We start from the raw sequence: 25,630 nt of genomic DNA, 5'->3' as shown, positions 1-25,630 counted from the left end.
TGGATTTGCCGCTCTCGTCAAAGATGCGGATTGCGCGCCTTGTAGATCTCGGTGAGCTTCGCGTTGTTCTCCACCGCCCCCGGCATATTGGCGCTTTGATAGACGGGAGCGGGGTGGCCCTGTTTTTCGAGGTCGGCGGCGACCTCGACGAGAAATGCGTTGAGCAGCGCCGCGCCGATCACGGTCGAGACCGGGCCGGCCGTCAGTCCCGAGGCGAGCGTCGTGACCGCGTCACCGGCCGGCGCGCCATTGTCGAAGACGAAATCGGCGACGTCGGCGATCCGCTCGCGCCCATTGGCGGCGGCGGTCGAATAGGCAACCGACGTGACTGCGATCACGGTGGCACCGCGCGCCTTGCCGAAGCGGGCCGCCTCGACCGGCGCGGCGTTGACGCCGGAGGTCGAGAACACGACGAGGACGTCGCCGGGGCCGATCGGATAGCGGCCGAGCACGATCTCGGCGAGGCCGCTGAGCCGCTCCATCTGCGTGCTCGCCATCGCGCCTTCGTGCAGCATCACCGCCGAGGCGAGAACCGGCACCACGCAGGCGAGCCCGCCGGCGCGGAAATGTCCTTCCTCGGCCATGAGATGCGAATGGCCGGTGCCGAAAATGTAGATGAGGCCGCCCGCCGCGACCTTGCCGGCGGCGACCGCCGCCGCGGCCTCGACGGCGGCCGCTTCACGGGTGGCGGCTTCGTCGAGCAGCCGCTTCGCTTCGGAGAGATAGACGCGCGCCGTCATGATTGATCCTCAGGCATCGGTTGAGCCGGGCGCGAGACGCACCCGCATCGTGAAGCGGTCGCCGCGATAGACCGACTGGACGAACTCGAGCGGCCGTCCTGCGGCATCGAGGCTGAGCCGGGTCAGGCGAAGCACGGGAGCCCCGATCGGCACGCGCAGGATCGCCGCGTCGGATTCGCCGGCCGCGCTCGCCTCGAAGCTCTGCTCGGCCTCGACGGGAAGAATGCCGAAGCGCTGCTTCAGCGTGGCGTAGAGAGAGTCGGAGGCGAAGTCCGCGGATTCGATCAGACCCGGCGCCATGCTCTCGGGAATATGGGCTGCCTCGAGCGCGACCGGCACGGCATCCGCCTCGCGGAGGCGGAGCAGGTGATAGACGCTGGCACCTTCCGCTACGGCCAGCCGCGCCGCGACTTCGCCAGCCGCCTCGGCCTTTCGTGCCGCCAGCACGATGCTCGACGGACGCCGGCCGGACCGCCGCATGTCCTCGGTGAAGCTCGTTAGCGTCTGGAGCCGCTGGTCGATGCGGCTTGCGGCGACGAAATAGCCTTTCGCCTCGACGCTGTTCACGAAGCCCTGTTCCACGAGCGTCTTCAGCGCGCCGCGCGCCGTCATGCGGCTGACGCCGAATTCGGCGCTGAGCTCGCGCTCCGACGGCACACGCGCGCCGACCTCGAGGGATCCGGATCGGATGGCGTCGACGAGCGAATCGGCGATGCGGCGATAATGCGGAACGGACGACAAGCAGGTATCCCAAACTGGTATAGACCGTTGCCATCGGTATAGACCAGTTCCTACCGCCTTCGCAAGTTGCCGATGCGCTCGTCGCATGCCCGGCTTTTCCTTCCCCGCGGGGAACATGCCTCCCGCTCGCCCGTTGGGAGCGTGTCACGGATCGGGGGCCGAAACTCTCAGAAGATCGAGAAGGAGGCCAAAATGGGCTTGTTTTCCAAGGACATCCAGACGCTGGACGATCTCTTCGTCCATCAGCTCCAGGACATCTACTACGCCGAGAACCAGATTTTGAAGGCGCTGCCCAAGATGATCGAGAAGGCGTCTTCGCCTGAACTGAAGGCGGGCTTCGAGGCGCATCTCAAGGAGACGCGCGGTCACGTCCAGCGCCTCGAGCAGGTGTTCCACCAGCATGGCGCCGAGATCAAGGGAGTCGATTGCCCGGCGATCGACGGCATCATCGAGGAGGCCGACGAGATCGCCGGCGAGATCGGCGACAAGGAGGTGCTCGACGCGGCGCTGGTCGCTTCGGCGCAGGCCGTTGAGCACTACGAGATGACCCGCTACGGCACGCTGGTCGCCTGGGCGCGCCGTCTCGGCCGCGAGGACTGCGCCGCGCTGCTTCGGCAAAACCTCGAGGAGGAGAGGGCGGCGGACAAGAAGCTGACCGCCATCGCCGAGAGCAAGGTCAACCTCCGCGCTGCCAGCTGAGCCGCCAACGAGGAGAACGATCATGCCCCGTGGCGACAAGTCGAAATACACGGACAAGCAGGAACGCAAGGCCGACCACATCGCCGAAGGCTATGAGGAGCGAGGCGTCTCCGAGAAGGAGGCCGAGCGCAGGGCCTGGGCGACGGTCAACAAGGACGACGGCGGCGGCAAGGAGCCAGGTGGCTCCGGCCGCGGCAAGGATACCGGCCACCCGGCCGCCCACAAGGGCGGCGAGAAAGGCGGGGAAGCGTCTGCGGCGCGCTCTAGGGCAGACCGTTCTGCCTCGGCCAAGAAGGCTGCTGCGACGCGCAAGCGCAACGCGGAGCATCACGCGTAGCGCCGAGTAGATTCGGCTTTCAGCCGATTTCCTGGAGGGCGGCGGCCGCGGCCGCCGCCGTCATCGCCATGATTGCGGCATAGAGCGCCGCGAAGTCACGCAACACGAGTTCGGTCGCCTCGACGCTGCCTGAGTTCGTGCGCCTGACGAGTCCGTTCGCCTCCGCCTCGCGCAGAAGCGACAGTACATGCGCCCGCGAGACGCCGAAACGGCGGGCGAGCTGGGCGATGGGAGGCGCCGGGGCGCCGTCCTTCCCGGCGATCACCAGCGCGGAAAGGATCATGAAGCCGGCGTCGCGATCGATGCAGCTCGTAAGCCGCGGGGCGCGCGAGAGCGGGCGGAACCCGCGCGCGAAAATGCGGGCGAGGCCCCGCGCCACGGCCTGCAGGAAACGATGGTCGCCGGTCGCCGCGAGCGCTTTGGCGCCGAGCGGGTCGATCATCGTCAGCGCCTCGAACAGCACCCGCCAGCGCGCGAGCACCACGTTCCAGAGCTTCTCGGTCGGCACCAGCGGTCGTTCCCGTCGATCCGACACGCCTTCGGCGGGCGCCAGATAGCCGCCCCAGCGCAGGATCGCCAGCATCGCCTTCACGCGGCCGGGGCTGCCGAGCCCGAAATCGCGCGCCGCCTCGATCATCCGCGCCGGAGTCAGTCTCCGGCCCTGTTCGTCGGGATCGGCGTCGAGGCAGAGGACCGCGACCGCCAGCAACACGCGGACACGATCGCTCATCACCGTGACGAGCAGGCGGTTGCCCTCGAACAAGGCGAGAATGCCGCGGGCGGCATGTTCATAGGCGGCGTCAAAGCGCTCATGCGCCTCGATTGCAGCGATGGTCGCATCGTCCGGGGTGGCCGGTTGCAGCGAATCGGACGGGGGGCGCGCGCGCGTTTGCAGCGTCGCGGTCATGGCAACGACTCCTTTACCGGTCCCCGATCCGGTCAAAAAACGACATTGAGGCCTCTCGCGCCCTGCTGCAAGAAGCGGCATCGGACCGGAGGCAATTATGACCAAGACGATTCGTTCGACACTGTTGGCGGCTGCGCTGGCGCTGGTTGGCGCAAGCGGTATCGCGGTGCCCGGCCCGGCGGAAGCGGTGGTCTACTGCAAGGCGGTCGGTGTCCCGAAGGGCTGTGTCGCGCGGCCGACGGGTGCCGTGGTCTATTGTACGCGTCCGGGCTATCCGGTCGGCTGCGTCGCCGGCGCGGGAGCGCCCGGCGTCGGTGTGGCGCCGGGTGTCGGCGTCGGTGCGCCGGGGGTCGGCGTGCAGCCGATGAACCGTGGCGGTCCCGTCAATCGCGTTGGCGTGCGCTGAGAACCCGCTGGAAGGAAAAGCGATGATGAAGACGATTCTGGCTTCGGCGGCCCTCCTTCTCGCGTTCGGCGCCGGCCCGGCGCTGGCCGACCGCGCCGCGGCGGACGCCTGCGCCGCCGGCCTCGATGCCGAGGCCAAGGCGATCTACGACGCGTCGATCGGCGCTGTCGGCAGCGGCAGCCTCAAGAGCGTGGTCACCAACAGCACGAAGAGCCTCGTCGCGGCGGGCACGGTGTCGAAGGGCACGGCACGCGCTTCCGCGACCGCCGCCGGCGCCTGCCTGCAGCAGGCGATGTGAGGGCGGACGGCCGGTCCGCTGCTGCTTCACGCCGGCAGGCACGACCGAGCGAGACCCTCTCTCGGCGAAGGCCGGGCGCGTGGTGCAATGGCTTAAGCAGTCTCGAGTAGCCATATGGGTCACGAAAGCCCGGCCGCTTTGTCGGTCGGGCTGCCTGTCGTGAGGAGCCTCCCATGCCGGCCGCCGCCGAGATCGAGCCGACGCCCGCTGCCATCGACGCCGCGGTCTTCAAGCATGCCATGCGTCATCTAGCCGGCGCCGTCAGCGTTATCACCACGGGCACCGGAGCCGACAGGACCGGCTTCACGGCCTCGTCGGTTTCGTCCTTTTCCGCCGAAAGTCCATCGATCCTCGTTTCGCTGAACCGCACATCGTCCTCCTGGCCTATTCTGGCGCAAAACGGACGTTTCTGCGTCAATGTCCTCGCCGAGGACCAGCAAGCCGTCGCCGAGGCGTTTTCCGGGCGGGGCGGAATCCGGGGAGCCGACCGCTATCTCGGCGCCGATTGGCACAGATTTGCGAGCGGCAGCCTCGGGCTGGTCGGCGCGCTGGCGTCGATCGACTGCGACCTCGAAGAGGCCATCGAGCGCCATTCGCACGCCATCCTGATCGGTGCCGTCCGCGACGTGATCCTGACGGCGGGTGCGCAGCCGCTGCTCTACTGGCATGGCGGCTATCGACGTATTTCAAACGAAACGGGCTGAATTCAACAAAATCCGACAAAAAGGGGCGGCGCTTTCGGCCCGCGCCCTGTCTGTTGGAGACGACAGGGCGATCAGCCCTTGTCGCCCTGCGCGCTCTGCGCCGCTTCGAGCTTCTGGATGTCTTCCTTCGAGAGCTGCGGGCGATCGATGTCGAGCGTGATCTTGTGGATCGTGCCGTCGAAGACGAAGGGCGATTCGTAGTCGGCATCGTCGACCCCGGTCAGCGTGTCGGAGCCGATGTCCTGGCTCTCGTCCCATGCCAGCGTGATCGGAATCGTGTGCGCCATCTTCTGCCGCGCCACTTCCTTGCCGTCGACCTTCAGCACGCCCTCCGCCGCCTGACCGACGCCAGAGAGGCTGTTGAAGGCGAAGGTGCCGAAGCCGAGCCCGCCATAGGTGAAGTCGAACTCCACCAGGTGACGGCCCGGGGTCAGCGCGTCGGCGCCTTCCCAGCGCACGCGCTCCAGATCCAGGAGGTTCCAGACATAGACCGGCTTTCCCTTCAGGAGATAGAAGCCGTGTCCCGCGAAGCGGCCGCCCTGCGTGAAGAGCATGCCGTTGCCGCCACCTTCCGGTACGTCGATATCGGCGCTGATGCGGTAGCTCGCATTGAGGAGCAGCGGCTGCGTGCCATTCGGGTTGCCGGCGATCGGCGCGGTATACTCGAAGTGGGACTTGCCGGCGACCACGCTCGGCCGCGGGGTGACCATTCGGGTCGCGACCGAGTTGTCGAGCGGGAAGACCTGGTTCTTCGACGCCTCGGCGATGAACAGCTCCTGCATTGCGCGCAGCTTGTCCGGCATCCCGGCGGCGAGATCGTTGTTCTGGGTCCAGTCCTTGGTGAGGTCGTAGAGCTCCCACTTATAGCTGTTCATGACATCCGTCGGCGGGATCGAGAACAGCGCCCAGGGATCGACGATCGGCGTCGTGTTGGCATACCAGCCATTGTTGTAGATGCCGCGATTGCCGAACATCTCGAAATACTGGACCGTGTGCCGCGTCGGATCGTCGGGTCTGGCGTCCCAGGTATAGGCCATGCTCGTGCCGTCGAGCGGCCGCTGCTGGATGCCGTTCACGAAGCTCGGCGCGGTGATCCCGACCGCCTCGAGGATCGTCGGCTCGATGTCGATGAAATGGCTGAACTGGTTGCGGATGCCGCCGACGTCCTTGATCCGCGCCGGCCAGGACATGACCATGCCCTGCCGGACGCCGCCGAAATGTGAGGCGATCTGCTTCGTCCATTTGAACGGCGTGCCGAAGGCCCAGGTCCAGCCGACCGCCATATGCGGATAGGTCTGTTCGGTGCCCCAGAGGTCGTAGAAATACTTGAGCTGGTCGGCCACCGGCGGGGTGACGCCGTTGAACTGCGCCACCTCGTTGGGCGTGCCGGTCGGCGAGCCTTCGGCCGAGGAGCCGTTGTCGCCGACGATGTAGATGACGAGGGTGTTGTCGAGCTTGCCCATGTCGCGGATCGCATCGATGACGCGACCGGTCTCGTTGTCGGCATAGGCGAGATAGGCGGCGTAGATGTCGGCCTGCCGGATGAAGAGCTTCTTCTCGTCGGCCGAGAGCTCCTCCCATTTCTTCAGGTGATCCGGCCAGGGCGTCAGCTGGGCATCCTGCGGAATGACGCCGAGCCGCTTCTGGTTGGCGAAGATGGTGTCCCGCAGCGCGTTCCAGCCATTGTCGAAGAGATGCAGCGCCGAAATCCTGTCGATCCACTCCTTCGTCGGATGGTGCGGGGCATGGGTCGCGCCCGGCGCCAGATAGACGAAGAACGGCTTCGAAGGATCGACCGAATTGACCGTCTGGATCTGCCGGATCGCGTCGTCGGCCTCGGCGGTGATGAGGTTCCAGCCCGGCTTGTCGAGGAATGGATAGATCGCCGTCGTGTCGTTGAAGAGGTTGGGCTGCCACTGGTTGGCGTCACCGCCCATGAAGCCGTAGAAGTGATCGAAGCCGAAGATCTCGCCCGTCGGCCACTGGTCGAAGGGACCGACCTGGCTTTCCGTGAAGGGCGGCGTGTTGTGGTTCTTGCCGTACCACGAGGTGTTGTAGCCGTTGGCGCGCAGCACCGCGGCGACCGATACGGTGTCGTGACCGATCACCGCGTCATAGCCGGGGAAGCCCGTCGAGGCCTCGGCGATATTGCCGTAGCCGACATTGTGATGGTTGCGTCCGGTGAGCAGGGCCGCCCGCGAGGGCGAGCAGAGCGCGGTCGAGTTGAAATTGGTGTAGCGCAGGCCATCCCTGGCCAGCGCGTCGAGCGTCGGCATCGGGATGACGCCGCCGAAGGTCGAGCCGGCGCCGTAGCCGGTGTCGTCGGTGAGCACCAGCAGCACATTCGGCGCGCCCTGCGGCGCCACCGTCCGGGCCGGCCATGCGGGCGTCGACTGCGCGGCGTTGAGCTTGATGGTGCCGGCGAAGGGCTGCGCCGGGTTGGGGATGACCATGCCGTCGATGGTCCGCGTCGCGCTCGGCGAGCCCGGCTGGCCGAAAAGCTCCGGCGGCGCCGCGAGCGGAACGCCGGCAGGCGGCGATGCGGCATCCTGCGCAGAAGCCGGCGTGAGGCCGGCCAGGGGTGACAGAAGAGCACCGCCGAAGAGCAGCGCGGCAGCCAAGGCCCTCAAAGGACCGCGAAGGACAATCGACACGACCGAGACTCCCCTATCACGGCGATGGGCGTCGCCCACCGGCAGGCATGTTGCGCGCCAGACCGGGATGCGGCCTTGACGCGCGTCAAGCGCTGGGGAGCGCGCTGGCGTGCGGTCGAAGGACCGGTCGGGCGCGTGAGCCTAGCGTGTCGGGAGTGAGGTCGCTAACCGGATTGCGACAGCGGCGGTCAGAGCCGCATCGCCTTCAGCTCCTGCAGCGGAGGGATGGTCGCAAACATGTGCGGGTCGAGCCGGTCCCAGAGAATGCCGCAATCCGGCTTCTGGGCGTTCGCGACGCGGATGGTTCTCGTCGGCGTGAAGACGAGGTCGGCGGTCGTATCGAACACGTCCGGGACCAGGGTCTCGTCCAGCAACTGGCAATCATGCACGACGGCGGCGACGGGGGTCTCGGGACCGACGCGGCCGAGCCGGTAGAGCATGCCCCACTCCACGTCGAAGAAGCCGTGTCCCTTGCCGAAGCGGATACCCTCGTGGTTGATCGCTCCCGTACCGGTGACGAGATAGTCGACCGGCGGCATGTCGGCGATGGCCTTGAGATCGACCGGACGTCCCACCCGCTCCATCCCGTCGAGCGTCGCGGCGTAGAGATAAAGATCGGGCGCGATGTCGGCCGGGTCGAGCAGCCAGAAGCCGCGCTTGATCGAATAGGTCGTCATCAGGACCGACTTGCCGTCGAGAAGGGCACGGTGGCGCAGCCTTTCGAGGCAGTTGTCCGGCGTGATGAAGATCAGCCCGGCATTCCGGTAGGCCTCGTCGGCGATCAGGCGGTCGCAGGCGGCCTCGCCGCCCTCGAAATCGGCGATGAACTCGGCGAAATCGAAGTCGAACCGGCTGTCGGGCAGCGCGACGCGGCGCAGGTCGCTCCAGACCCGTTCGCGCACCGACGATTTGTGATCCATCATCTTTTCCTTCTGCTGGCGCAATCCATCGTTCCTAGCGAAACCCGTGCCAGCCCCGATTCAGGGTGAAGGCGCGCCGATCCGGATCGCGATGTGCCGCGTCATGCTGCCGCCCGGCGGCACGGAGACCATGCCCGGCATCTCGGCCATCTCGCCCTCGAAGCCCAGCATCGCGGCATGGCCCTGCCACGGCTCGATGCAGAGGAACGGCGCGCCCGGCTTCGTCCAGATGCCGAGATAGGGGAGGTCGGGAAAATCGACCCTGAGGCCGTCGGTTCCCTCGACCCCGAACCAGACCGAACGGCTGCGCACCTCGTCGAAGATGATCGCATCCTCGAGGAACAGCGAAGGATCGAGCGCCAGCACCTTGCCGAGGACGGGCGTCGGGCGCGTGGCGGGATCGACGCCGCCATCCTTGAGGCGGCGGATATCGGCCGGCTCCTCGCGCTCGAAGATCGCGACATGGCCGGTCTGCGGTCCCTTCGCGCCGGGAAGCGGCCACTGGAAGGCAGGGTGGAAGCCGATGGCGGCCGGCATGGGGCGGTTGCCGTGGTTGCGGGCGGTCACGGTCTGGAACAGCGTCGCCCCGGCGAGCTCGAAGCGGATGTCGAGCTCGAATTCGAAGGGGTAGTGCTTCAGCGTGTCGGCATCGGCGAGGAGGCGGAACCCGGCCCGCTCCGGCCCCGAGCTCAGCACCTCGAACATGCGGTCACGCGCGAATCCGTGCTGGCCGATCGGATAGCTGACGCCCTCGACGAAGATCTGGTCGCCGGCGGCACGGCCGACGATGGGGAACAGGATCGGCGCATGGCGGGGCCAGAAGGTCGGGTCGGCCTGCCACATCCATTCGCGGCCGGCGGCATCGACGATCGACTGGAGTTCGGCGCCCTTGCGGTCGAGGGCGACGGTGACGAATTCGTTCCGGAGCGTGATCCTGTCCATGTCTTCACTCGTGTTGCACTGCGCTGGCGTCGGGGCAGTGCATCATGCCGTTTCCTCCGCAGCAAGGCGCGCGATGGCCGCCGCCGCGACGGGATCGAGGCCGGCGCCGCCTGCCGCCGCATGGGCGACGATGGTCCGCCGCATGCGTGGATCCCAGAACTGCCGCAGATGCGTGGCGACCGCCGCCGGCGCGGCGTCGGCGCCCTGCGCGGAGAAGAAGGTGGCGATCTGGTTCGCCATGCGGACGAGCTTTTCAGGCGGCATTCTTCTTCAGGCGGCGCCGTGCGCCGCCTCTCTCTCGTCGGAAAAGGAGGATGGCGGCAGGCCGAGCCGCTCGCCATGGGTGAAGACTTCGAAGCCGTCGGCGCGCGCGACCGCGACCAGCGTGATCCCCGCGGCGTCGGCCGCGGCGATCGCAAGGCTGGTCGGCGCCGAGACCGCGACGATCAAAGGGGCGCCGATCGCTGCCGTCTTCTGCACCATCTCGACGGAGACACGGCTGGTGAGCAGCACGGCGCCGGACGCGGCGTTGATTCCGCCGCGGGCGATGGCGCCGGCGAGCTTGTCGAGCGCATTGTGGCGGCCGACATCCTCGCGGACGAGGCGGACACCGTCGCCCGGCTGCCAGAAGGCGGCGGCGTGCACGGCGCGCGTCTCCGCGTTCAGTGCCTGCAACGGCGCGAGGGCGCCGATTGCCGCGAGGATCGCATAGGGCTCGAACCGCATCGGCGACCTGTTCAGGGGCAGGGGGCGAACAGCTTCCTCGAGGCTCTCGATGCCGCAAAGGCCGCAGCCGACCGGTCCGGCCATGGCGCGGCGCCGCGCCGCGAGCCGCTCCGAGGGCCGGCGCGCCAGCGTCACGCGCATCTCGATGCCGAGCTCGCCGTCGATCTGCTCGATGTCCTCGATCGCGGCGAGATCGGCGATGCCCTCGGTCAGGGTGAAGCCGACCGCGAAATCCTCGAGATCGGCCGGGCTCGCCATCAGCACCGCCTGCGTCGAGCCGCCATAGGTGATGGCGACCGCCGTTTCGACCGCCACCGCGCGGCTCGACCGCGCGGCGCCGCTCCGCCTCCACGTCGCGGCGGCGACCGTCCCGCTCGCCTTCGCGGCGCCAGTCATGCCTATTCGGCCGCGTCGGCGGGGAGAATGCGCCGGCTCTCCTCGGAGAGGCGGGCATAGTCCTCCTGCCAGGCGCTCGGGCCGTTCGAGGGCGAGACCTGCACGGCCGTGACCTTGTATTCCGGGCAGTTGGTCGCCCAGTCGGAGAAGTCGGTGGTCACGACATTCGCCTGCGTCGCCGGATGGTGGAACGTCGTGTAGACCACGCCCGGCGCGACGCGGTCGGTGATCCTGGCGCGCAGCGTCGTCTCGCCGGCGCGGCTGGCGAGACGGACGAAGTCGCCGTCGCGGATGCCGCGGTTCTCTGCGTCGTTCGGATGGATCTCGAGCAGGTCCTCCTCGTGCCAGACGACATTGGCCGTTCGCCGCGTCTGCGCGCCGACATTGTATTGCGAGAGGATGCGGCCGGTGGTGAGCAGGAGCGGGAAGCGCGGCCCCGTCCGTTCCTCGGTCGGCACATATTCGGTGATCATGAACTGGCCGAGCCCGCGCGCGAAATGGCCGATATGCATGACCGGCGTGCCCTCGGGCGCCGCCTCGTTGCATGGCCACTGCACCGAGCCGACGTCCTCGAGACGCCGGTAGGAGACGCCGGCGAAGCTCGGCGTCGCGGCGGCGATCTCGTCCATGATCTCGGAGGGATGCGTATAGTGCCAGGCGAGACCCATGGCCTGCGCCAGCCGCTGCGTCACTTCCCAGTCGGCATAGCCGTTCAGCGGGCTCATGACGCGCCGCACGCGGTTGATGCGCCGCTCGGCATTGGTGAAGGTGCCGTCCTTCTCCAGGAAGGTGGAGCCCGGCAGGAAGACATGCGCGTAGTTCGCGGTCTCGTTCAGGAAGAGATCGTGCACGACGACGCAGTCCATCGCGGCGAGCCCGGCCGTGACGTGATGCGTGTCCGGATCGGACTGCACGATGTCCTCGCCCTGGATGTAGATGCCGCGGAAGGACCCGTCGACCGCCGCGTCGAGCATGTTGGGGATGCGCAGGCCCGGCTCGTTGTCGAGCGAGACGCCCCACAGCTTCTCGAAGGTCTGCCGCGTGGCGTCGTCCGAGATGTGGCGGTAGCCGGGAAGCTCGTGCGGGAACGAGCCCATGTCGCAGGAGCCCTGCACGTTGTTCTGGCCGCGCAGCGGGTTCACGCCGACGCCGGGGCGGCCGAGATTGCCGGTCGCCATGGCGAGATTGGCGATCGCCATGACCGTGGTCGTGCCCTGGCTGTGCTCGGTGACGCCGAGGCCGTAATAGATCGCGGCATTGCCGCCGGTCGCATAGAGACGCGCGGCGGCGCGGATCTCGGCGGCGGGAACGCCCGAGACCGCCTCGACCGCCTCGGGGCTGTTGCGCGGCTCGGCGACGAAGGACGCCCAATGCTCGAAGGCGCTCCATTCGCAGCGCTCGCGCACGAAGGCCTCGTCATAGAGCCCCTCGGTGACGATCACATGCGCGATGGCGTCGAGCACGGCGACATTGGTGCCGGGGCGCAGCGCCAGATGATGGGCCGCCTCGACATGCGGCGTGCGCACGAGGTCGATGCGCCGCGGATCGATGACGATGAGCCTCGCGCCGGCGCGAAGCCGCTTCTTGAGGCGCGAGGCGAAGACCGGATGGCCGTCGGTCGGGTTGGCGCCGATCACCAGCACGACATCGGCATGCTCGACGCTGTCGAAGTCCTGCGTGCCGGCCGAGGTGCCGAAGGCCGCCTTGAGGCCGTAGCCGGTCGGCGAATGGCAGACGCGGGCGCAGGTGTCGACATTGTTGTTGCCGAAGCCGGCGCGCACCAGCTTCTGAACCAGATAGGTCTCCTCGTTGGTGCAGCGCGAGGAGGTGATGCCGCCGATCGCGTCCTTGCCGTAGCGCGCCTGGATGGCGCGGAACTTCGTCGCGACATGGGCGAAAGCCTCGTCCCACGACACCTCGCGCCAGGGATCGGTGATCTTCTCGCGCAGCATCGGCTTCAGGATGCGGTCGCGGTGATGCGCATAGCCGTAGGCGAAGCGGCCCTTGACGCAGGAATGGCCGTGATTGGCCTTGCCGTCCTTGTAGGGCTCCATGCGGATGAGTTCCTCGCCCCGCATCTCGGCCTTGAACGAGCATCCGACGCCGCAATAGGCGCAGGTGGTCACCAGCGAATGCTCGGGCTGGCCCTTCTCGACGACGCTCTTCTCGATCAGCGTCGCGGTCGGGCAGGCGGAGACGCAGGCGCCGCAGGAGACGCATTCGGAGCCGAGGAAGCTCTCATGCATGCCCGGCGAGACTCGGCTGTCGAAGCCGCGCCCCTCGATCGTCAGCGCGAAGGTGCCCTGGACCTCCTCGCAGGCCCTGACGCAGCGCGAGCAGACGATGCACTTGGCCGGGTCGTAGTCGAAATAGGGGTTCGAGACGTCCTTGCCGAGGAAGAGCGGATTGTCGGTCTTGGCGACATGGTTGGCGCCGGCCTCGTAGCGGACCTCGCGAAGGCCCACCGCGCCGGCCTGGCTCTGCAATTCGCAGTCGCCATTGGCCGCGCAGGTCAGGCAGTCGAGCGGGTGATCGGAGATGTAGAGCTCCATCACGCCGCGCCGGAGCTTGCGCAGCCGGTCGGTCTCGGTGCGGACGACCATGCCCTCGGCGACGAGGGTGGTGCAGGAGGCCGGCGTGCCGCGCATCCCGTCGACCTCGACGAGGCAGAGCCGGCAGGAGCCGAAGGCATCGACGCGGTCGGTGGCGCAGAGCTTGGGGATCGCCGTGCCCATTTCGGCGGCGGCGCGCATGACCGAGGTGCCGGCGGGGACGGTGACGCGGCTGCCGTCGATCGTGAGCGTCACGCTGGCCTCGCTGCGCGAGGCGGGGGTGCCGTAGTCGATCTCGCGGATGAGGGTCATGCTGCAGTCTCCCTTGCCGCCGCCACCTTTTCGGGCAGACCGAAATCGCCCGGAAAGTGGCGCAGCGCGCTCATGACGGGATAGGGCGTGAAGCCGCCCAGCGCGCAGAGCGAACCGAACTTCATGATATCGCAAAGCTCCTCGACGAGCGCGGCGTTCTTCTCGACGTCGCGGCCGGCGATGATGGCGTCGATCGTCTCGCGGCCGCGCGTCGAGCCGATGCGGCAGGGCGTGCACTTGCCGCAGCTCTCGAGCGCGCAGAACTCGAAGGCGAAGCGCGCCATCGCGTCCATCGCCACCGTATCGTCGAAAACGACGATGCCGCCATGGCCGATCAGACCGTCCCGCGCCGCGAAGGCCTCGTAGTCGAAGGGCGTGTCGAACAGGGCAGGCGGGAAATAGGCGCCGAGCGGCCCGCCGACCTGCACCGCCTTGACCGGGCGCCCGGTTGCCGTGCCGCCGCCGAACCCGTTGACGAGCTCGCCGAGCGTGATGCCGAAGGCGACCTCGAACAGGCCGCCGCGCTTCACATTGCCGGCGATCTGCACCGGCATGGTGCCGCGCGAGCGGCCGAAGCCGACCGCCGCATAGGCCTCGGGGCCTTCGGCGAGAATGAAGGGGACGGCCGCAAGGCTGAGCAGGTTGTTGACGACGGTCGGCGCGCCGAAGAGGCCCTTCAGGGCCGGCAGCGGCGGCTTGGCGCGCACCTCGCCCCGATTGCCCTCAATCGATTCGATGAGGGCGGTCTCCTCGCCGCAGACATAGGCCCCGGCGCCGACCCGGATCTCGACGTCGAAGGCGCGCGTCGTGCCGGCGATGGCGGCGCCGAGCCAGCCGGCGCGGCGCGCCGTCTCGACCGCCGCTTCCATGCGGGCGATCGCGTGCGGATATTCGGAGCGGATATAGAGATAGCCGCGCGTTGCCCCCGTCGCGAGGCCGGCGATCGCCATGCCCTCGATGATGACGAAGGGGTCGCCCTCCATGAGCATGCGGTCGGCGAAGGTGCCGCTGTCGCCCTCGTCGGCATTGGCGACGACGAATTTGCGCGCACCGGGGGCGTCCAGCACGGTCTTCCACTTGATGCCGGTCGGGAAGCCGGCGCCGCCGCGGCCCCTGAGCCCGGAGGCGCTGACGGCGGCGACGATCTCCGCCGGCGCCATGGCCGCCGCCTTTGCAAGGCCGAGCCCGCCGCCATGCGCGCGGTAATCCTCCAGCGAGGCCGGATCGACGACGCCGCAGCGGGAAAAGGTGAAGCGTGTCTGCGCCTTCAGGAAGGGGATATCCTTGACGAGGCCGAGCGACCGCGCGCCGGCCCCCTCGAAGAGGCCCTCCGCGACGAGGCTTCCGACATCGCCGGCCGCGACCGGGCCGAAGCCGACACGTCCAGCCGCCGTCTCGACCTCGACCAGCGGCTCCAGGAAGAAGAGCCCGCGCGATCCCGTCCGCACAATCTCGACCGCGCGGCCGATCCGCGCCGCCGCGGCGGCGAGCGCGCCGGCGACGTCATCGGCGCCGACGGCGATCGCCGCGGCATCGGCGGGAACGAAAATCCGAGCGGTCATCGGCCAATCTCCCGCGCCAGCCGTGCCGCCGCGGCCTCGTCGAGGCGCCCGACCGGCTTGCCGTCGATCATGGCGCTCGGCGCCGTGGCGCAGAGGCCGAGGCAATAGACCGGCTCCAGCGTCACGGCGCCGTCGGCGGAGGTTTCTCCGAGCGCGACGCCGAGGGCCGTCTCGAAGGTGCCGGCGATGCGGTCGGAGCCCATGGCGCGGCAGGCCTCGGCGCGGCAGACGCGGACGATGTGGCGGCCGGCCGGCTCTTCGCGGAAATCATGATAGAAGCTGACGACGCCGTGGATCTCGGCTCGCGTGCGGTTCAGCGCCGCCGCGATGACGGGGATCGATTCGCGCGGGACATGGCCGAAAGCTTCCTGCACGGCATGCAGGATCGGCAGCGTCGCCCCCTCGACGCCGGCAAAGCGCGCGACGATCGCCGCCGTCCGCTCCTCGGTCTCCTGCATGTCTCCACCCGGTTCCTGTCGCGTCTTTTTGAACCGTCCGAAACTCGTCTGTTCGCCGTTCCGGATCAAGTCTCTCTCGCGGCGGGGCCTTCTCCGTGGTCATATGGCGGCCTTGCGACCGAGGTCACCATGCTGCTTCACGAAGACCGCCTCTTCCCCGCCGATCCGGCGACCCGCGCCGTGGCGCGCCGCCTTTACGGCGAGGTGCGAGACCTGCCGATCGTCTCGCCGCATGGCCACACCGACCCCGCCTGGTATGCGCAGAACGAGCCGTTTCCAGACCCGGCGAAGCTCTTCGTCGTGCCCGATCACTATGTCTTCCGCATGCTCTACAGCCAGGGCGTCGCGCTCGAGGATCTCGGCGTGCCGACCGTGGACGGAACGGCGGTCGAGACCGATCCGCGCGCCATCTGGCGGCGTTTCGCCGCGCATTACCACCTCTTCCGCGGCACGCCGACGCGGATGTGGCTCGACCATGCCTTCGCGACCTTGTTCGATATTGAGGAGCGGCTCACGGCGGCGAATGCCGACGCGCTCTATGACCGGATCGCCGGGCGTCTCGCCGAGCCGGCCTACCGGCCGCGCGCGCTGTTCGAGCGTTTCAACATCGAGGTGATCGCCACGACGGAAAGCCCGCTCGACGATCTCCGCCACCACAACGCGATCCGCGAGTCGGGCTGGACCGGCCGCGTCGTGACCGCCTACCGGCCGGATCCGGTCGTCGATCCCGATTTCGCGGGCTTCAGGGACAATATCGAGGCGCTCGGCGCGCTCGCCGGAACCGATGTCTCGACCTTCGCCGGCTATCTCGAGGCGCATCGCGTCCGCCGCGCCTTCTTCAAGGCGCATGGCGCCACCTCGACCGATCATGGCCACCCGACCGCGGCGACGGCCGATCTCTCGCCGGTCGAGGCCGAGGCGCTCTATCACCGGGTGCGCGGCGGCCAGGTCTCGGCCTCCGACGCCGAGCTTTTCCGCGCCCAGATGCTGACCGAGATGGCGGCGATGAGCCTCGACGATGGGCTCGTGATCCAGATCCATCCCGGCTCGTTCCGCAACCACAATGCGCGCCTGATGACGCGTTTCGGCCGCGACAAGGGCGCCGATGTCCCGACGGCCACGAACTATGTCGCGGCGCTGAAGCCGCTGCTCGATCGCTTCGGCAACGAGCGGGCGCTCACCATCATCCTGTTTACGCTCGACGAGACCGCTTATTCGCGCGAACTGGCGCCGCTCGCCGGCCATTATCCGGCCCTGCGGCTCGGCCCGGCCTGGTGGTTCTACGATTCCCCCGAGGGCATGCGCCGCTACCGGGAACTCGTGACCGAGACGGCCGGCTTCTACAACACGGTCGGCTTCAACGACGATACGCGCGCCTTCCCCTCGATTCCGGCCCGCCACGATGTCGCGCGCCGGGTCGATTGCGGCTATCTCGCCGAACTCGTCGTCACGCATCGCCTCGACGAGGACGAGGCGGCGGAGGTCGCTCATGACCTCGCCTACCGCCTCGCCAAGGAAGCCTATCGCCTTTGACGCTGATGCCGGCTCGTCTCAGGGCTTCGCCACGCAGGCCGGCTCGATCGCCGCCGAGACCAGCGCCGAGAACTGATCGAGAGGGCAGGCGCCGGCGACCGCGCCCGCGCATTTCGCAGGGACCATCACCTGCGCGGCCGGCGGGTGGTCGACGTCGAGCGCGGTGTTCTCGCGAAGCTGGTCGAGCGTCTGCGCCCGGTAGACGAGGCGCACGAAGCGGGCGCCTTCCGGGTTTCGCCACAGCTCGAAGGCGACCGAGCCGCCGGGCGGTATCTGATAGGGATTGTAGCTGTCGAGGTTCCAGGAGAGGCCCAACATCCCGCCGACATTGAGGATGAAGTCGTCGTGGCTGGAGAGGAAGCGAAAGAGCGCGCCCTTGCCAGCGGCAATCTCGCCCAGCTGCTCATTGACAAGGTTCAGCGTCTGCGAGCCGAGCCTGGTCGCCTGATAGAGCGGCATCCAGGTGGCGCTGTCATAGAGCGCATGGGTCGCTGTGGCGGTGGTCACGGCCTGGCCGAGCGGCTCACCGGCCGCCTCTGCCAGCCGTCCCCAACCGATTTCATCGGCGGGCAACCCGCCGCCATACTGCATCGCGAACAGCTCGGACGAGCCTCCGGCTATCGCGAGAGGGCCGGCTTCCGCCGGCGTCGCGCAGAGGTCCGAAAGATGGCATCCGGCCGGCAGGCCGGACTTCTCGCACGTCCCTGCGGGCAACTCGCCGAGGGTCCGGCTCAGCACGTCGAGCGACCGCGCCATCTTGCCCTCGGCCACAGCCTGCCAGGAGCCGCCGACGAACGCCTGCGAGGCCTTCTCCGCCTCGGCCTTCTCGAAGCCGCAGGAAGCCCCCCGGTAGAGACCTTGTCTGATGGAAATATCCATGAGGCCGCAGCCCGGCGCCATGCCGTCCATGATGGCCCCGGCCGTCATGACCGTCCGTTCTACGGCGTCGGATGTAAATTCAAGGGTAGAGGGGGTGATGCAGCCCTCCGGCGGCAGCAGGCCCGCCGCGGCGTAGAGCCGGCGATAATATGTGCCCATCGTCACCGACCGCGTGTAGCCGGCCGTGGTCAGATGACCCGCAGCAACGTCGAGAGTGGGCCATGGGTCCTTCGAGTCGGTCGCGAGGCATCCCTTCGTTTCCGGGCCGCAGCGCACCGGAATCGTCGAGCCGCGCATGCCGTGGCGGCTGAGGAGCACGGTGCCATCGATCGTCCATCCCGGCTCTGGCCTGACCGGAACCGGATCTGCCATCGCCGGCAGGGCGCCGCCCCATCCGGCAAGGAGAGCGATCACCCCGGCCGCGATCCCGCGCAGCCTGCCCGCCGTCGCCTGTGACACATCCCTGCCGCCGCGCTGCCTTTTGCGGGCGCTGTCCGCAGGTCCGGCGGACAGGGTTCCCGTCCGTTCATGGTGCGGTGCGGCTTCGCTGATCGCGTGCATCTTCGGTAAAGTCCGTCCCCTGATCTCGCCTTGCCTGCCGCTACGTAGTTCTCGCGGCATGGAGTTCGAGAACCTGCCAGCGAAAGGTTACGGACTTCGAGAACGGGCCGCGATCCGGCGCCTCAGACCGCCGCCAGACGCTCGAAGGCGGTGGGGCGGGCCGGCGGATGGGCGAGCGCCGCGGCGATGGCCGCGAGGCAGGCTTCGGGCGCGAGGGCGCCGGTGTCGAGTTCGAGGTCGTAATGGCCGTGGGCGTGCACCGCCTCCTGCCATTTGAGCACCGGTGGCGGGACGGGCACCTCGGCGGTGGCGGTCGCGTAGCCCCGCGCCGGATCGGAGGCGTTGCGACGCGCCATGATCTCGGGCAATGCGCAGCGCAGGCCGACGAAGAGGACCGGCAGGCCGGCGAGACGGCGCGCGCAGTCCGGCAGGATGCCGAGCGGGCGCGAATAGGCGTCGTGGTGGGCGATGTCGACCACGACATCGAAGCCGGCGCGGCTGTGCGCCGCGATCGACTCGTAGAGCGCGCCATAGAGCGGGGGCAGCAGGGGCTCGAGATCGGGCCGCTCGCCGCCCGGCCTGAGGCCGATGCCGGGCAGGAGCTGCGGCGGCAGCATGCGCTCCATATGCATGTCGACGCCGAGATTGATCCAGCGGCCAGGCAACTTCTCGCGCACGAGGGCGACGAGCGTCGACTTCCCCGAGCGCGGCGCCCCGTTGAGGACGAGGATGCGGCCCGGCCGGGAGGCGGCTGTCATTCCGCCGCGATGCGCATCGAGAGATTGTCGAGCGAGGAAATGATGTGCTCGGCGAGCGCGTCGATGGTCGCGGTCGAGGGCCGGTTGGCGGCGCGCAGAAGCGCGATCTGGCAGGGGGCGAGGCGGGGGAAGCCCTCGGCCTCGCCGAGGACGCGCATGCCCGGACGCAGCGCCGATTCCGGGAAGACGGAGATCGCGAGGCCCGCCAGCACGGCAGCGGCGAGCGCGGTCGAATTGTTGCTCGCATAGAGCAGGCGGAAGCGGCGGCCGGTGCCGTTCAGCGCTTCCTGCGCCGACTTTCGCCAGCAGCAGGTGTCGCGGCCGAGCGCCAGCGGCAGCACGTCCTCTTCCTCGATGCGGTGATGGTTGGAAACCACCCAGAGCAGCGGCTCCTGGCGCACCACCTCGGCCGTCGGCGTCAGTTCGTGATTGGTGACGATGGCGAGATCGAGCGAGCCATTGCGCACGCATTCGACGAGCTGCACCGTCGGCTCGCAGACCACCGTGACCTCGACGCGCGGATTGGAGCGCGAGAAGCGGGCGAGAATCTCGGGCAGGAAGCGATCGGCATAATCATCGGGCGTGCCGAGGCGGACGCGGCCGGAGAGCTCGTCGTCGTCGAAGGCCGCGACGGTCTCGTCCGAAAGGCGGATCAGCCGCCGCGCATAGCCGAGCAGCCGCTCGCCGTCCTCCGTCAGCTTGGCGCTGCGGCCGTCGCGGCCGAAGATCGGCTTGCCGATCCGCTCCTCGAGCCGCCGCATCTGCATCGACACGGCCGACTGGGTCTTGTGCACCACCTCGGCGGCGCGGGTGAAGCTGCCCGTATCGCAGATGGCGATGAAGGTGCGCAGCTGATCGAGATCCAGCATCATGGCCATGTGCGATACCTCACAATTCCGTCACAATCGCCCCGATCGCGGGCATCCGCCCGATAAGGCCGCAAAAGCGCGGCAAGAAACGGGTGGAAGCCTGTCCCGGCATCGGTCATTCATCAGATGCTGACCGTCCGAAACATCATCAATTCCAATGACTGATATTAGAAACATTCGTTGGAATGATCAATGCGGATGGGTCAATGTTCGATTGTTACCACGACGCACAGCGAGCAGCCCCTTCCGGAGAGCGGGAGGACCTCGACGCGTCAGCCGATGGAGGCAAGCCATGACGACATTCGAGACGTTCACGACCGAAACCCGGCGGCCGACGCGCAATCGCATCGCAGCCGTGGTGGTCCATCTGGCGGCAACCGCTGTCGCCCGCGTCCGCGTCTGGCACAACCGCCGTCAGGTTGCCCGTCTGCTCGGCTGGGACGACCACATGCTGCGCGATATCGGCCTGACGCAGGGCGACGTGACGAGCGCGCTCGCGGTCCGTGCCGACGAGGATGCCTCGGTGCAGCTTTCGATGCTCTCGCTCGAGCGGCGCTACGCCGCGAAGGCCCAGGCGCGCGAGCGCCTCGCCCATGGCGCCGAGCTTCGCGCCGGCGGCGCCCGCTACCGCGTCAAGCGCTGACCCCGGCGGCGGCTTCGCCGATCCGCCGACCCCTTTCGGCCCGCCTTCGGCGGTCCGCATTCCCTGCAGCCGGAGCCGACCAGATCCCCGGTCGGTTCCGCACTTGGCCCGCCGTTCATCCGGCGGGCCTTTTTCGTTTGGTCAGCCCTTCTTCTCCGGCGCAAACTGATCGAAGATCCGCTGCATCGACTTCCAATACGCATCCTGCATGCTGCGATTGGCGTCGAACAGGCGGTCGATCACCTCCTCGTTGGTCATCGGACCGCCGGCCTCGGGCTCCGGCTGTTTCTCGGCCTCCGCCGGCTTGCCGAGAAAGGCGTTCATCATCGCGACGAAGGGAAGGTCGGGCGTCTTCGCCTGCGGCTTCTCGCGCGGGGGCTGGCCGAAGTCCTGCATGAAGCGCAGGAAGGGATTGGCCGCGAGCTCGCTCTGCCGCTGCAACCCGCCCATCATCATGTTGGCGACCACCGGCATCATGCGCCGCACGACATCCTGCGCGAGGCCCGTCGCCGCCTCGACCTGCAGCGACACGGCCCGGGCGATCTCGGGCGAGCCGAACAGCTTCTCGAGGACGTTGTTGCCGTCGTCCATCGCCTTCGGCGTCATCGCGGCGAAGGGATTGTCGAAATAGCTGCGATAGGGACCGGTGCCGACCGACTGCCAGAAGGCGGCGACGCCGAAGGGATCGGCGGCGTTCTTGCGCAGGCCGAGCCAGAAGGCGGGCATCATCGCCTCGACGGCCTTGGCCTGCTGCTCGGCCGAGAGGCCGAATTCCTTCTGCATCATGGCGCCGAAAGCGCTCTGCTGGGCTTCCCGCATCATGTCGAAGAAGGTTTTCATCGTCGGCTCCCTGTGGCGGCCCTCATGATCGGGCCGCCGCGGGCTTTCGTCAAATCGTCGCGAAAGGGATGGTGCTAGTGCGCCATCAGGATCGGGACAGTCTGCTTGCGCAGCATGCCGCGGGTCGCCCCGCCGAGGATCCATTCGAGCAGCCGGCTATGGCCATAGGCGCCCATGACGATGAGCCCGGCGCCGCTCGACGCCGCCTGCTCGCGCAGCACGCCGGCGACATCCTTGTGCGGATTGGGCAGCGTGTGGACGGTCGCCTCGATGCCGTGGCGCTTCAGGTAGCCGGTGACGCGCTGGCCGGTCGGCAGCTCCTTGCCGTCGTCGACGATCACGATGTCGACCGCCTTGGCGGCGCCGAGGAAGGGCAGGGCCGAGCGCACCGCGCGGGCGGCGGTGATGGTGCCGTCCCAGGCGATGACGACGCGGTCGAGCGAAAGGCTGGCGGGCGCATCCTTGCGCGGCACGATGAGAAGCGGGGCGCCGGCATGGAACAGCACGGATTCGATCAGCGCCTCGCGCACCGGCTCGGGCTGGTCGGGGTCGTCCTGCGCGACGATCACGAGATCGGCGAGGCGCAGTTCGTGCACGACCTCGTCGAGGCCGCCGGCCGAGATGATCTCGACCTGCCTCGTCTCGGCGGTGAGACCGCCCGTTCCGACCGCGGCCAGGAACGCTGCTTCGGCGGTCTTGGCGCCCTTGATCGCCTCGTCGCGGGCGCTGATCATGAAATCGACCGGCACCGGGGCGACGGCATAGCCGGGCACGACCGGATCATAGACCAGCGTGAGGCCGGTCAGGTGGCCACCGAGCCGGTTGGCGAGATCGATCGCGATCGGCAGGGCCGGACGGCTCCCGCGCTGATCGACGACGACGGTGATGTCCTTGATGTCCACGACGGGCCTCCATGGTCGATGCCGGCGCGACCCCCCGGGCCGCCTCGCATCTCAATCAATAGGCGTGTCTTCTGAATACTTCGCCGATATCGCCCTGCCAATCGGAGCGATAGGCGGCGAGCAGACGCTCGGCGGGCGTCATGCCGCTGGCGACGGTCTCCTCGAGCGGCTGCAGATAGATGCGCTCGTCGAAGCCCTCGCTGTTCTTGCGGCCGCGCCGCGCGAGGCCGCCGCTGGCGATCTCCACCATCGCCGCCGCGATCGGCTGCACGGTGCCGTTCCGGAACGGCGTCTTCAGCCCGAGGCGGGGCACGCCGTCGCGCAGCGCCTGGCGCTCCTCGGCCGTGAAGTCGCGCACGAGATCCCAGGCCGCGTCGAGGGCAACGCTGTCATAGAGAAGGCCGACCCAGAGGGCGGGGAGGGCGGTCAGCGTGCGCCACGGCCCGGCATCGGCGCCGCGCATCTCGATGTATTTCTTGAGGCGGACATCGGGGAAGAGCGTCGTCAGATGGTTGTTCCAGTCCGACAGCGTCGCCCGCTCGCCGGGAAGCCCCGGAAGTCGGCCGGCGAGCAGGTCGCGGAAGGACTGGCCCGCCACGTCGTGATAGATGTCGCCGCGCTTCACGAAATACATCGGCACGTCGAGCGCCCATTCGACATAGGTCTCGAAGCCGAAACCCTCGTCGAAGACGAAGGGGATCAGGCCCGAGCGCTGGTTGTCGGTGTCGCGCCAGATCTCGGCCCGGTTCGACAGTAGCCCGTTGGCGTCGTTGTCCATGAAGGGCGAATTGGCGAAGAGCGCAGTCGCGACCGGCTGCAGCGCGAGCGAGACGCGCATCTTCTTCACCATGTCGGCTTCGGAGGCGAAGTCGAGATTGACCTGAACCGTCGAGGTCCGGAACATCATGTCGAGGCCGCGCGTGCCGACCTTCGGCATGTAGCGCGCCATGATCTCGTAGCGCGACTTCGGCATCACCGGCGTCTCGGCCAGCGACCAGATTGGCGAGGTGCCGAGGCCGATGAAGCCGATGCCGAGCGGCTCGGCGCATTCGCGCACCTGTGCAAGATGGGCGTGCAGCTCGCGGCAGGTCTGGTGGATGGTCTCAAGCGGCGCGCCGGAAAGCTCGAACTGCCCGCCGGGCTCCAGCGAGATCGCGCCGCCGCCGACCGGATCGACAAGGCCGATGATGCGGCCGCGATCCTCGATCGGCTGCCAGCCGAGCAGGCCCTCCATCAGGCGGAGGATCTTCTCGATTCCCCGCGGCCCGTCATACGGAACGGGCGTCAGGTCGTCGCGGTAGAAGCCGAACTTCTCGTGTTCGGTGCCGATGCGCCACGCCGCCTCCGGCTTGCAGCCCGAGGCCAGCGTCCCGATGAGATCGTCGCGGGATTCGACGATCGTTGAATCGGTTACATCGCGGGCCATGGGAACTCCGGGGGTGGTTGGCGCGGCACATTAGCGACGCGCCGGTGCGTCGGCAAGAAAGCGGATGACCGTCCTGTCGCGCTTCCGCGACCAGTGTGCGTCTGCTAGCACTTGGCCCGGAAAAAGGGAGGATCCGATGCCGACGCCGAAGCTTCCAGCCGAAGGCGGATGCCGCTGCAACCGCGTCCGCTTCCGCATCACCGCGCCGCCGCTCTTCACCGCCGCCTGCCACTGCACCGGCTGCCAGAAGATGTCGTCCTCGGCCTTCTCGCTCACCGCCGCCGTGCCGCCGGAGGGCTTCGAGGTCATCGCCGGCGAGACGGTGATCGGCGGCATGCATGGCGAGCTGCAGCATCACTTCTGCGCCTGGTGCATGTCGTGGATGTTCACGCGCGCCGAAATGATGCCCTTCGTCAATGTCCGCCCGACCATGCTCGACGACCCGTCCTGGTTCGTGCCCTTCATCGAGACGGTGACCAAGGAAAAGCTGCCCTGGGCGACGACCCCGGCCGTGCGCTCCTATGAGAGCTTCCCGCCGATGGAGGAATTCGGCGACCTGCTCGCCGCCTATCGGAGCTTCGCGGCCAGCTGAGGGGCTGGACCCGGACGGCAAAGGCTGCACCGATAAGGCAGCCAGACAACAAGCGGGAGGACGAATCATGGCCGGCGAACGCGAAGCGGCGATCATCACGGGCGGGACGCGCGGCATCGGCGCCGCCATTGCGCGGCAGCTGGCGGCGCGGGGCGTCGATCTGCTGCTCTCGGGCCGTCATCGCGACGACGAGGTGGAGGCGCTTCTTGCCGAGCTCGGCGAGCGCGCCCGGTTCGAGGCCGCGGACGCCGCCGATCCGGCAAGTGCCGCGCGGCTCGTCGAAGCCGCGATGGAGGCGTTCGGTCGGATCGACTATCTCGTGCCGGCGGCGGGCGGCGCTGTCCCGGGGACGGCGCTGGCGCTGACGCCCGAGGCCTGGGAGGACGCCTTCCGCGTCCATGTCCACGCGCCGTTCCATCTCTTCCGTGCGGCGCATTCGGCGCTGGCGGTCCGCGGCGGCGCGGTGCTGCTCGTCTCCTCGGTCGCGGGCCTGCGCGGTTGCCCCGGCACGGTCGCCTACCAGACGGTGAAGGGGGCGCTGCCGCAGATGGGCCGGGCGCTCGCCCGCGACCATGGCCACGAGAACATCCGCGTCAACACGATCTGCCCGGGCATCATCGAGACACGCTTCCATGCCGCGATGACGCCGGAAGCGCGCAAGAACAATCTCGACAACCGCATTCCCCTCCACCGTTTCGGCACGGCCGACAATGTCGCCACCGCGGCGGTGGAGCTTCTGACCAACCCGTTCATCACCGGCGAGACACTGGTTGTCGACGGCGGCATGAGCATGCGTATGGTTTGACAATCAGGAAGCGGAACGAAAACCGCCGCGCCGGCGTTCAACTCTCCGAAGGACGGCCTTGTGGCCGCTCCGACCCAAAGGAGAAACGCCATGAAGTTCAAGGCTTTCGCTGGCGCTGCCATGGTAGCCGCCAGCCTGCTGACGGCTGGCGGTGCGAGCGCCCAGGGCATCATCATCGACGAGGGCGGCGTGCGCATCGCCCCGCCCATGCCGGACCGTGTGCCCCCGCCGCCACCTGCGCAGTGGGACAACGGACCGGGCCGCGGCGCCTATGACAATCGCGGCGTCGGCCCGCGCGAGGCGCGGCGCATCGCCCGCGCGGCCGGCGTGGTCGAGACCTGGGGCGTCGATCGCCGCGGTCCCGTCTGGGTGGTCGAAGGTGCCGATCGTCGTGGCCGCGCGCTGCGCGTCACGGTGAGCGCGCGCTCTGGCGACATCCTCAATATCGACCGCGCCCGTCGCGGCTGA

27 protein-coding genes are annotated in these 25,630 nt (G+C 68.4%); 10 read left to right on the top strand and 17 right to left on the bottom strand.

Features of this window, described 5'->3' with window-relative positions:
- Positions 1-17: 17 nt before the first annotated feature.
- Together QO015_RS07275 and QO015_RS07270 are read right to left on the bottom strand one after the other, a co-directional pair.
- The gene (locus QO015_RS07275; protein ID WP_266280412.1) at positions 18-740 is read right to left on the bottom strand and encodes a sugar isomerase domain-containing protein; all 723 of its coding nucleotides are present in this window, start codon (positions 738-740) and stop codon (positions 18-20) included.
- Positions 741-749: 9 nt separating this feature from the next.
- Positions 750-1,481: a GntR family transcriptional regulator gene (locus QO015_RS07270; RefSeq protein WP_266280414.1), complete on the bottom strand. Its 732-nt coding sequence runs from the start codon at positions 1,479-1,481 to the stop codon at positions 750-752.
- 192 nt (positions 1,482-1,673) lie between these two features.
- Here QO015_RS07270 and QO015_RS07265 point away from each other — a divergent pair, with 192 nt between their 5' ends.
- Positions 1,674-2,180, top strand: coding sequence for a YciE/YciF ferroxidase family protein (locus QO015_RS07265; RefSeq protein WP_266280416.1), 507 nt, complete (start codon positions 1,674-1,676; stop codon positions 2,178-2,180).
- 22 nt (positions 2,181-2,202) lie between these two features.
- Positions 2,203-2,517 carry a plasmid stabilization protein gene (locus QO015_RS07260; RefSeq protein ID WP_266280418.1) on the top strand — a complete coding sequence of 105 codons (315 nt, stop codon included), beginning with the start codon at positions 2,203-2,205 and terminating at the stop codon, positions 2,515-2,517.
- A 19-nt stretch (positions 2,518-2,536) separates the two neighbouring features.
- Here the strand turns inward: QO015_RS07260 and QO015_RS07255 are convergent, their stop codons facing one another.
- The gene (locus QO015_RS07255; protein ID WP_266280419.1) at positions 2,537-3,424 is read right to left on the bottom strand and encodes a helix-turn-helix domain-containing protein; all 888 of its coding nucleotides are present in this window, start codon (positions 3,422-3,424) and stop codon (positions 2,537-2,539) included.
- 97 nt (positions 3,425-3,521) lie between these two features.
- On the opposite strand from QO015_RS07255, the gene QO015_RS07250 reads away from it, so the two are divergent.
- The 3 genes from QO015_RS07250 (at position 3,522) to QO015_RS07240 (ending at position 4,832) form a co-directional block, all read left to right on the top strand.
- Positions 3,522-3,830 (top strand): hypothetical protein, encoded by a 309-nt coding sequence (locus QO015_RS07250; protein ID WP_266280421.1) that lies wholly within the window; start codon positions 3,522-3,524, stop codon positions 3,828-3,830.
- 22 nt (positions 3,831-3,852) lie between these two features.
- Positions 3,853-4,128, top strand: coding sequence for a hypothetical protein (locus tag QO015_RS07245; protein WP_266280423.1), 276 nt, complete (start codon positions 3,853-3,855; stop codon positions 4,126-4,128).
- 173 nt (positions 4,129-4,301) lie between these two features.
- On the top strand, positions 4,302-4,832 hold the full coding sequence (locus QO015_RS07240) for a flavin reductase family protein (protein WP_266280426.1): 531 nt from the start codon (positions 4,302-4,304) through the stop codon (positions 4,830-4,832).
- A gap of 71 nt (positions 4,833-4,903) precedes the next feature.
- Here QO015_RS07240 and QO015_RS07235 read toward each other — a convergent pair whose 3' ends face one another.
- The 8 genes from QO015_RS07235 to QO015_RS07200 all read right to left on the bottom strand — a co-directional run bounded on the left by QO015_RS07235 (position 4,904) and on the right by QO015_RS07200 (position 15,354).
- Entirely contained in the window at positions 4,904-7,462 is a 2,559-nt protein-coding gene (locus QO015_RS07235) for an arylsulfatase (RefSeq protein WP_370877453.1), read from the bottom strand.
- 212 nt (positions 7,463-7,674) lie between these two features.
- The gene (locus QO015_RS07230; RefSeq protein WP_266280432.1) at positions 7,675-8,409 is read right to left on the bottom strand and encodes a 5-formyltetrahydrofolate cyclo-ligase; all 735 of its coding nucleotides are present in this window, start codon (positions 8,407-8,409) and stop codon (positions 7,675-7,677) included.
- A gap of 57 nt (positions 8,410-8,466) precedes the next feature.
- A complete protein-coding gene (locus QO015_RS07225; protein ID WP_266280434.1) occupies positions 8,467-9,348 on the bottom strand; it encodes an aldose 1-epimerase family protein in 882 nt (293 codons plus the stop codon).
- Between the two features lie 42 nt (positions 9,349-9,390).
- The gene (locus tag QO015_RS07220; RefSeq protein ID WP_266280436.1) at positions 9,391-9,612 is read right to left on the bottom strand and encodes a formate dehydrogenase subunit delta; all 222 of its coding nucleotides are present in this window, start codon (positions 9,610-9,612) and stop codon (positions 9,391-9,393) included.
- A 6-nt stretch (positions 9,613-9,618) separates the two neighbouring features.
- Positions 9,619-10,470 (bottom strand): formate dehydrogenase accessory sulfurtransferase FdhD, encoded by an 852-nt coding sequence (gene fdhD, locus QO015_RS07215; RefSeq protein ID WP_266280437.1) that lies wholly within the window; start codon positions 10,468-10,470, stop codon positions 9,619-9,621.
- A gap of 2 nt (positions 10,471-10,472) precedes the next feature.
- Positions 10,473-13,334 carry a formate dehydrogenase subunit alpha gene (gene fdhF / locus QO015_RS07210; RefSeq protein WP_266280438.1) on the bottom strand — a complete coding sequence of 954 codons (2,862 nt, stop codon included), beginning with the start codon at positions 13,332-13,334 and terminating at the stop codon, positions 10,473-10,475.
- On the bottom strand, positions 13,331-14,896 hold the full coding sequence (locus tag QO015_RS07205) for an NADH-ubiquinone oxidoreductase-F iron-sulfur binding region domain-containing protein (RefSeq protein WP_266280439.1): 1,566 nt from the start codon (positions 14,894-14,896) through the stop codon (positions 13,331-13,333). The genes fdhF and QO015_RS07205 overlap by 4 nt, the downstream gene beginning before the upstream one ends.
- The gene (locus tag QO015_RS07200; protein ID WP_266280440.1) at positions 14,893-15,354 is read right to left on the bottom strand and encodes a formate dehydrogenase subunit gamma; all 462 of its coding nucleotides are present in this window, start codon (positions 15,352-15,354) and stop codon (positions 14,893-14,895) included. Before QO015_RS07200 ends, QO015_RS07205 begins: the two co-directional genes overlap by 4 nt.
- A gap of 129 nt (positions 15,355-15,483) precedes the next feature.
- Here QO015_RS07200 and uxaC point away from each other — a divergent pair, with 129 nt between their 5' ends.
- Entirely contained in the window at positions 15,484-16,887 is a 1,404-nt protein-coding gene (uxaC, locus tag QO015_RS07195) for a glucuronate isomerase (protein WP_266280441.1), read from the top strand.
- An 18-nt stretch (positions 16,888-16,905) separates the two neighbouring features.
- Here uxaC and QO015_RS07190 read toward each other — a convergent pair whose 3' ends face one another.
- The 3 genes from QO015_RS07190 to QO015_RS07180 all read right to left on the bottom strand — a co-directional run bounded on the left by QO015_RS07190 (position 16,906) and on the right by QO015_RS07180 (position 19,963).
- A complete protein-coding gene (locus QO015_RS07190; protein WP_266280443.1) occupies positions 16,906-18,180 on the bottom strand; it encodes a histidine-type phosphatase in 1,275 nt (424 codons plus the stop codon).
- 269 nt (positions 18,181-18,449) lie between these two features.
- Positions 18,450-19,085, bottom strand: coding sequence for a phosphotransferase-like protein (locus tag QO015_RS07185; RefSeq protein ID WP_266280444.1), 636 nt, complete (start codon positions 19,083-19,085; stop codon positions 18,450-18,452).
- The gene (locus tag QO015_RS07180; protein WP_266280445.1) at positions 19,082-19,963 is read right to left on the bottom strand and encodes a LysR substrate-binding domain-containing protein; all 882 of its coding nucleotides are present in this window, start codon (positions 19,961-19,963) and stop codon (positions 19,082-19,084) included. Before QO015_RS07180 ends, QO015_RS07185 begins: the two co-directional genes overlap by 4 nt.
- A gap of 283 nt (positions 19,964-20,246) precedes the next feature.
- On the opposite strand from QO015_RS07180, the gene QO015_RS07175 reads away from it, so the two are divergent.
- On the top strand, positions 20,247-20,597 hold the full coding sequence (locus QO015_RS07175; RefSeq protein ID WP_266280447.1) for a YjiS-like domain-containing protein: 351 nt from the start codon (positions 20,247-20,249) through the stop codon (positions 20,595-20,597).
- A 141-nt stretch (positions 20,598-20,738) separates the two neighbouring features.
- Here QO015_RS07175 and QO015_RS07170 read toward each other — a convergent pair whose 3' ends face one another.
- From QO015_RS07170 to QO015_RS07160, 3 genes are all read right to left on the bottom strand, one after another.
- A complete protein-coding gene (locus QO015_RS07170) occupies positions 20,739-21,437 on the bottom strand; it encodes a DUF937 domain-containing protein (RefSeq protein WP_266280450.1) in 699 nt (232 codons plus the stop codon).
- A gap of 74 nt (positions 21,438-21,511) precedes the next feature.
- The gene (locus QO015_RS07165; protein ID WP_266280453.1) at positions 21,512-22,339 is read right to left on the bottom strand and encodes a putative universal stress family protein; all 828 of its coding nucleotides are present in this window, start codon (positions 22,337-22,339) and stop codon (positions 21,512-21,514) included.
- A 55-nt stretch (positions 22,340-22,394) separates the two neighbouring features.
- Positions 22,395-23,765, bottom strand: coding sequence for a glutamate--cysteine ligase (locus QO015_RS07160; RefSeq protein ID WP_266280454.1), 1,371 nt, complete (start codon positions 23,763-23,765; stop codon positions 22,395-22,397).
- A gap of 136 nt (positions 23,766-23,901) precedes the next feature.
- Here QO015_RS07160 and QO015_RS07155 point away from each other — a divergent pair, with 136 nt between their 5' ends.
- The 3 genes from QO015_RS07155 (at position 23,902) to QO015_RS07145 (ending at position 25,630) form a co-directional block, all read left to right on the top strand.
- The gene (locus QO015_RS07155) at positions 23,902-24,357 is read left to right on the top strand and encodes a GFA family protein (protein ID WP_266280456.1); all 456 of its coding nucleotides are present in this window, start codon (positions 23,902-23,904) and stop codon (positions 24,355-24,357) included.
- A gap of 67 nt (positions 24,358-24,424) precedes the next feature.
- Positions 24,425-25,162, top strand: coding sequence for an SDR family NAD(P)-dependent oxidoreductase (locus tag QO015_RS07150; protein ID WP_266280457.1), 738 nt, complete (start codon positions 24,425-24,427; stop codon positions 25,160-25,162).
- Positions 25,163-25,252: 90 nt separating this feature from the next.
- Positions 25,253-25,630 carry a hypothetical protein gene (locus QO015_RS07145; protein ID WP_266280458.1) on the top strand — a complete coding sequence of 126 codons (378 nt, stop codon included), beginning with the start codon at positions 25,253-25,255 and terminating at the stop codon, positions 25,628-25,630.

The organism is Kaistia geumhonensis, assembly GCF_030815145.1.
GTDB lineage: Bacteria > Pseudomonadota > Alphaproteobacteria > Rhizobiales > Kaistiaceae > Kaistia > Kaistia geumhonensis.
This window is presented reverse-complemented; position numbering and strand designations above follow the sequence as displayed.

Bases quoted from the DNA above. Each gene is read 5' to 3' on its own strand.
- QO015_RS07275 (WP_266280412.1), bottom strand. From the start codon at position 740: ATGACGGCGCGCGTCTATCTCTCCGAAGCGAAGCGGCTGCTCGACGAA.
- QO015_RS07265 (WP_266280416.1), top strand. From the start codon at position 1,674: ATGGGCTTGTTTTCCAAGGACATCCAGACGCTGGACGATCTCTTCGTC.
- QO015_RS07260 (WP_266280418.1), top strand. From the start codon at position 2,203: ATGCCCCGTGGCGACAAGTCGAAATACACGGACAAGCAGGAACGCAAG.
- QO015_RS07255 (WP_266280419.1), bottom strand. From the start codon at position 3,424: ATGACCGCGACGCTGCAAACGCGCGCGCGCCCCCCGTCCGATTCGCTG.
- QO015_RS07250 (WP_266280421.1), top strand. From the start codon at position 3,522: ATGACCAAGACGATTCGTTCGACACTGTTGGCGGCTGCGCTGGCGCTG.
- QO015_RS07245 (WP_266280423.1), top strand. From the start codon at position 3,853: ATGATGAAGACGATTCTGGCTTCGGCGGCCCTCCTTCTCGCGTTCGGC.
- QO015_RS07240 (WP_266280426.1), top strand. From the start codon at position 4,302: ATGCCGGCCGCCGCCGAGATCGAGCCGACGCCCGCTGCCATCGACGCC.
- QO015_RS07230 (WP_266280432.1), bottom strand. From the start codon at position 8,409: ATGATGGATCACAAATCGTCGGTGCGCGAACGGGTCTGGAGCGACCTG.
- QO015_RS07225 (WP_266280434.1), bottom strand. From the start codon at position 9,348: ATGGACAGGATCACGCTCCGGAACGAATTCGTCACCGTCGCCCTCGAC.
- QO015_RS07220 (WP_266280436.1), bottom strand. From the start codon at position 9,612: ATGCCGCCTGAAAAGCTCGTCCGCATGGCGAACCAGATCGCCACCTTC.
- fdhD (WP_266280437.1), bottom strand. From the start codon at position 10,470: ATGACTGGCGCCGCGAAGGCGAGCGGGACGGTCGCCGCCGCGACGTGG.
- fdhF (WP_266280438.1), bottom strand. From the start codon at position 13,334: ATGACCCTCATCCGCGAGATCGACTACGGCACCCCCGCCTCGCGCAGC.
- QO015_RS07205 (WP_266280439.1), bottom strand. From the start codon at position 14,896: ATGACCGCTCGGATTTTCGTTCCCGCCGATGCCGCGGCGATCGCCGTC.
- QO015_RS07200 (WP_266280440.1), bottom strand. From the start codon at position 15,354: ATGCAGGAGACCGAGGAGCGGACGGCGGCGATCGTCGCGCGCTTTGCC.
- uxaC (WP_266280441.1), top strand. From the start codon at position 15,484: ATGCTGCTTCACGAAGACCGCCTCTTCCCCGCCGATCCGGCGACCCGC.
- QO015_RS07185 (WP_266280444.1), bottom strand. From the start codon at position 19,085: ATGACAGCCGCCTCCCGGCCGGGCCGCATCCTCGTCCTCAACGGGGCG.
- QO015_RS07180 (WP_266280445.1), bottom strand. From the start codon at position 19,963: ATGGCCATGATGCTGGATCTCGATCAGCTGCGCACCTTCATCGCCATC.
- QO015_RS07175 (WP_266280447.1), top strand. From the start codon at position 20,247: ATGACGACATTCGAGACGTTCACGACCGAAACCCGGCGGCCGACGCGC.
- QO015_RS07170 (WP_266280450.1), bottom strand. From the start codon at position 21,437: ATGAAAACCTTCTTCGACATGATGCGGGAAGCCCAGCAGAGCGCTTTC.
- QO015_RS07160 (WP_266280454.1), bottom strand. From the start codon at position 23,765: ATGGCCCGCGATGTAACCGATTCAACGATCGTCGAATCCCGCGACGAT.
- QO015_RS07155 (WP_266280456.1), top strand. From the start codon at position 23,902: ATGCCGACGCCGAAGCTTCCAGCCGAAGGCGGATGCCGCTGCAACCGC.
- QO015_RS07150 (WP_266280457.1), top strand. From the start codon at position 24,425: ATGGCCGGCGAACGCGAAGCGGCGATCATCACGGGCGGGACGCGCGGC.
- QO015_RS07145 (WP_266280458.1), top strand. From the start codon at position 25,253: ATGAAGTTCAAGGCTTTCGCTGGCGCTGCCATGGTAGCCGCCAGCCTG.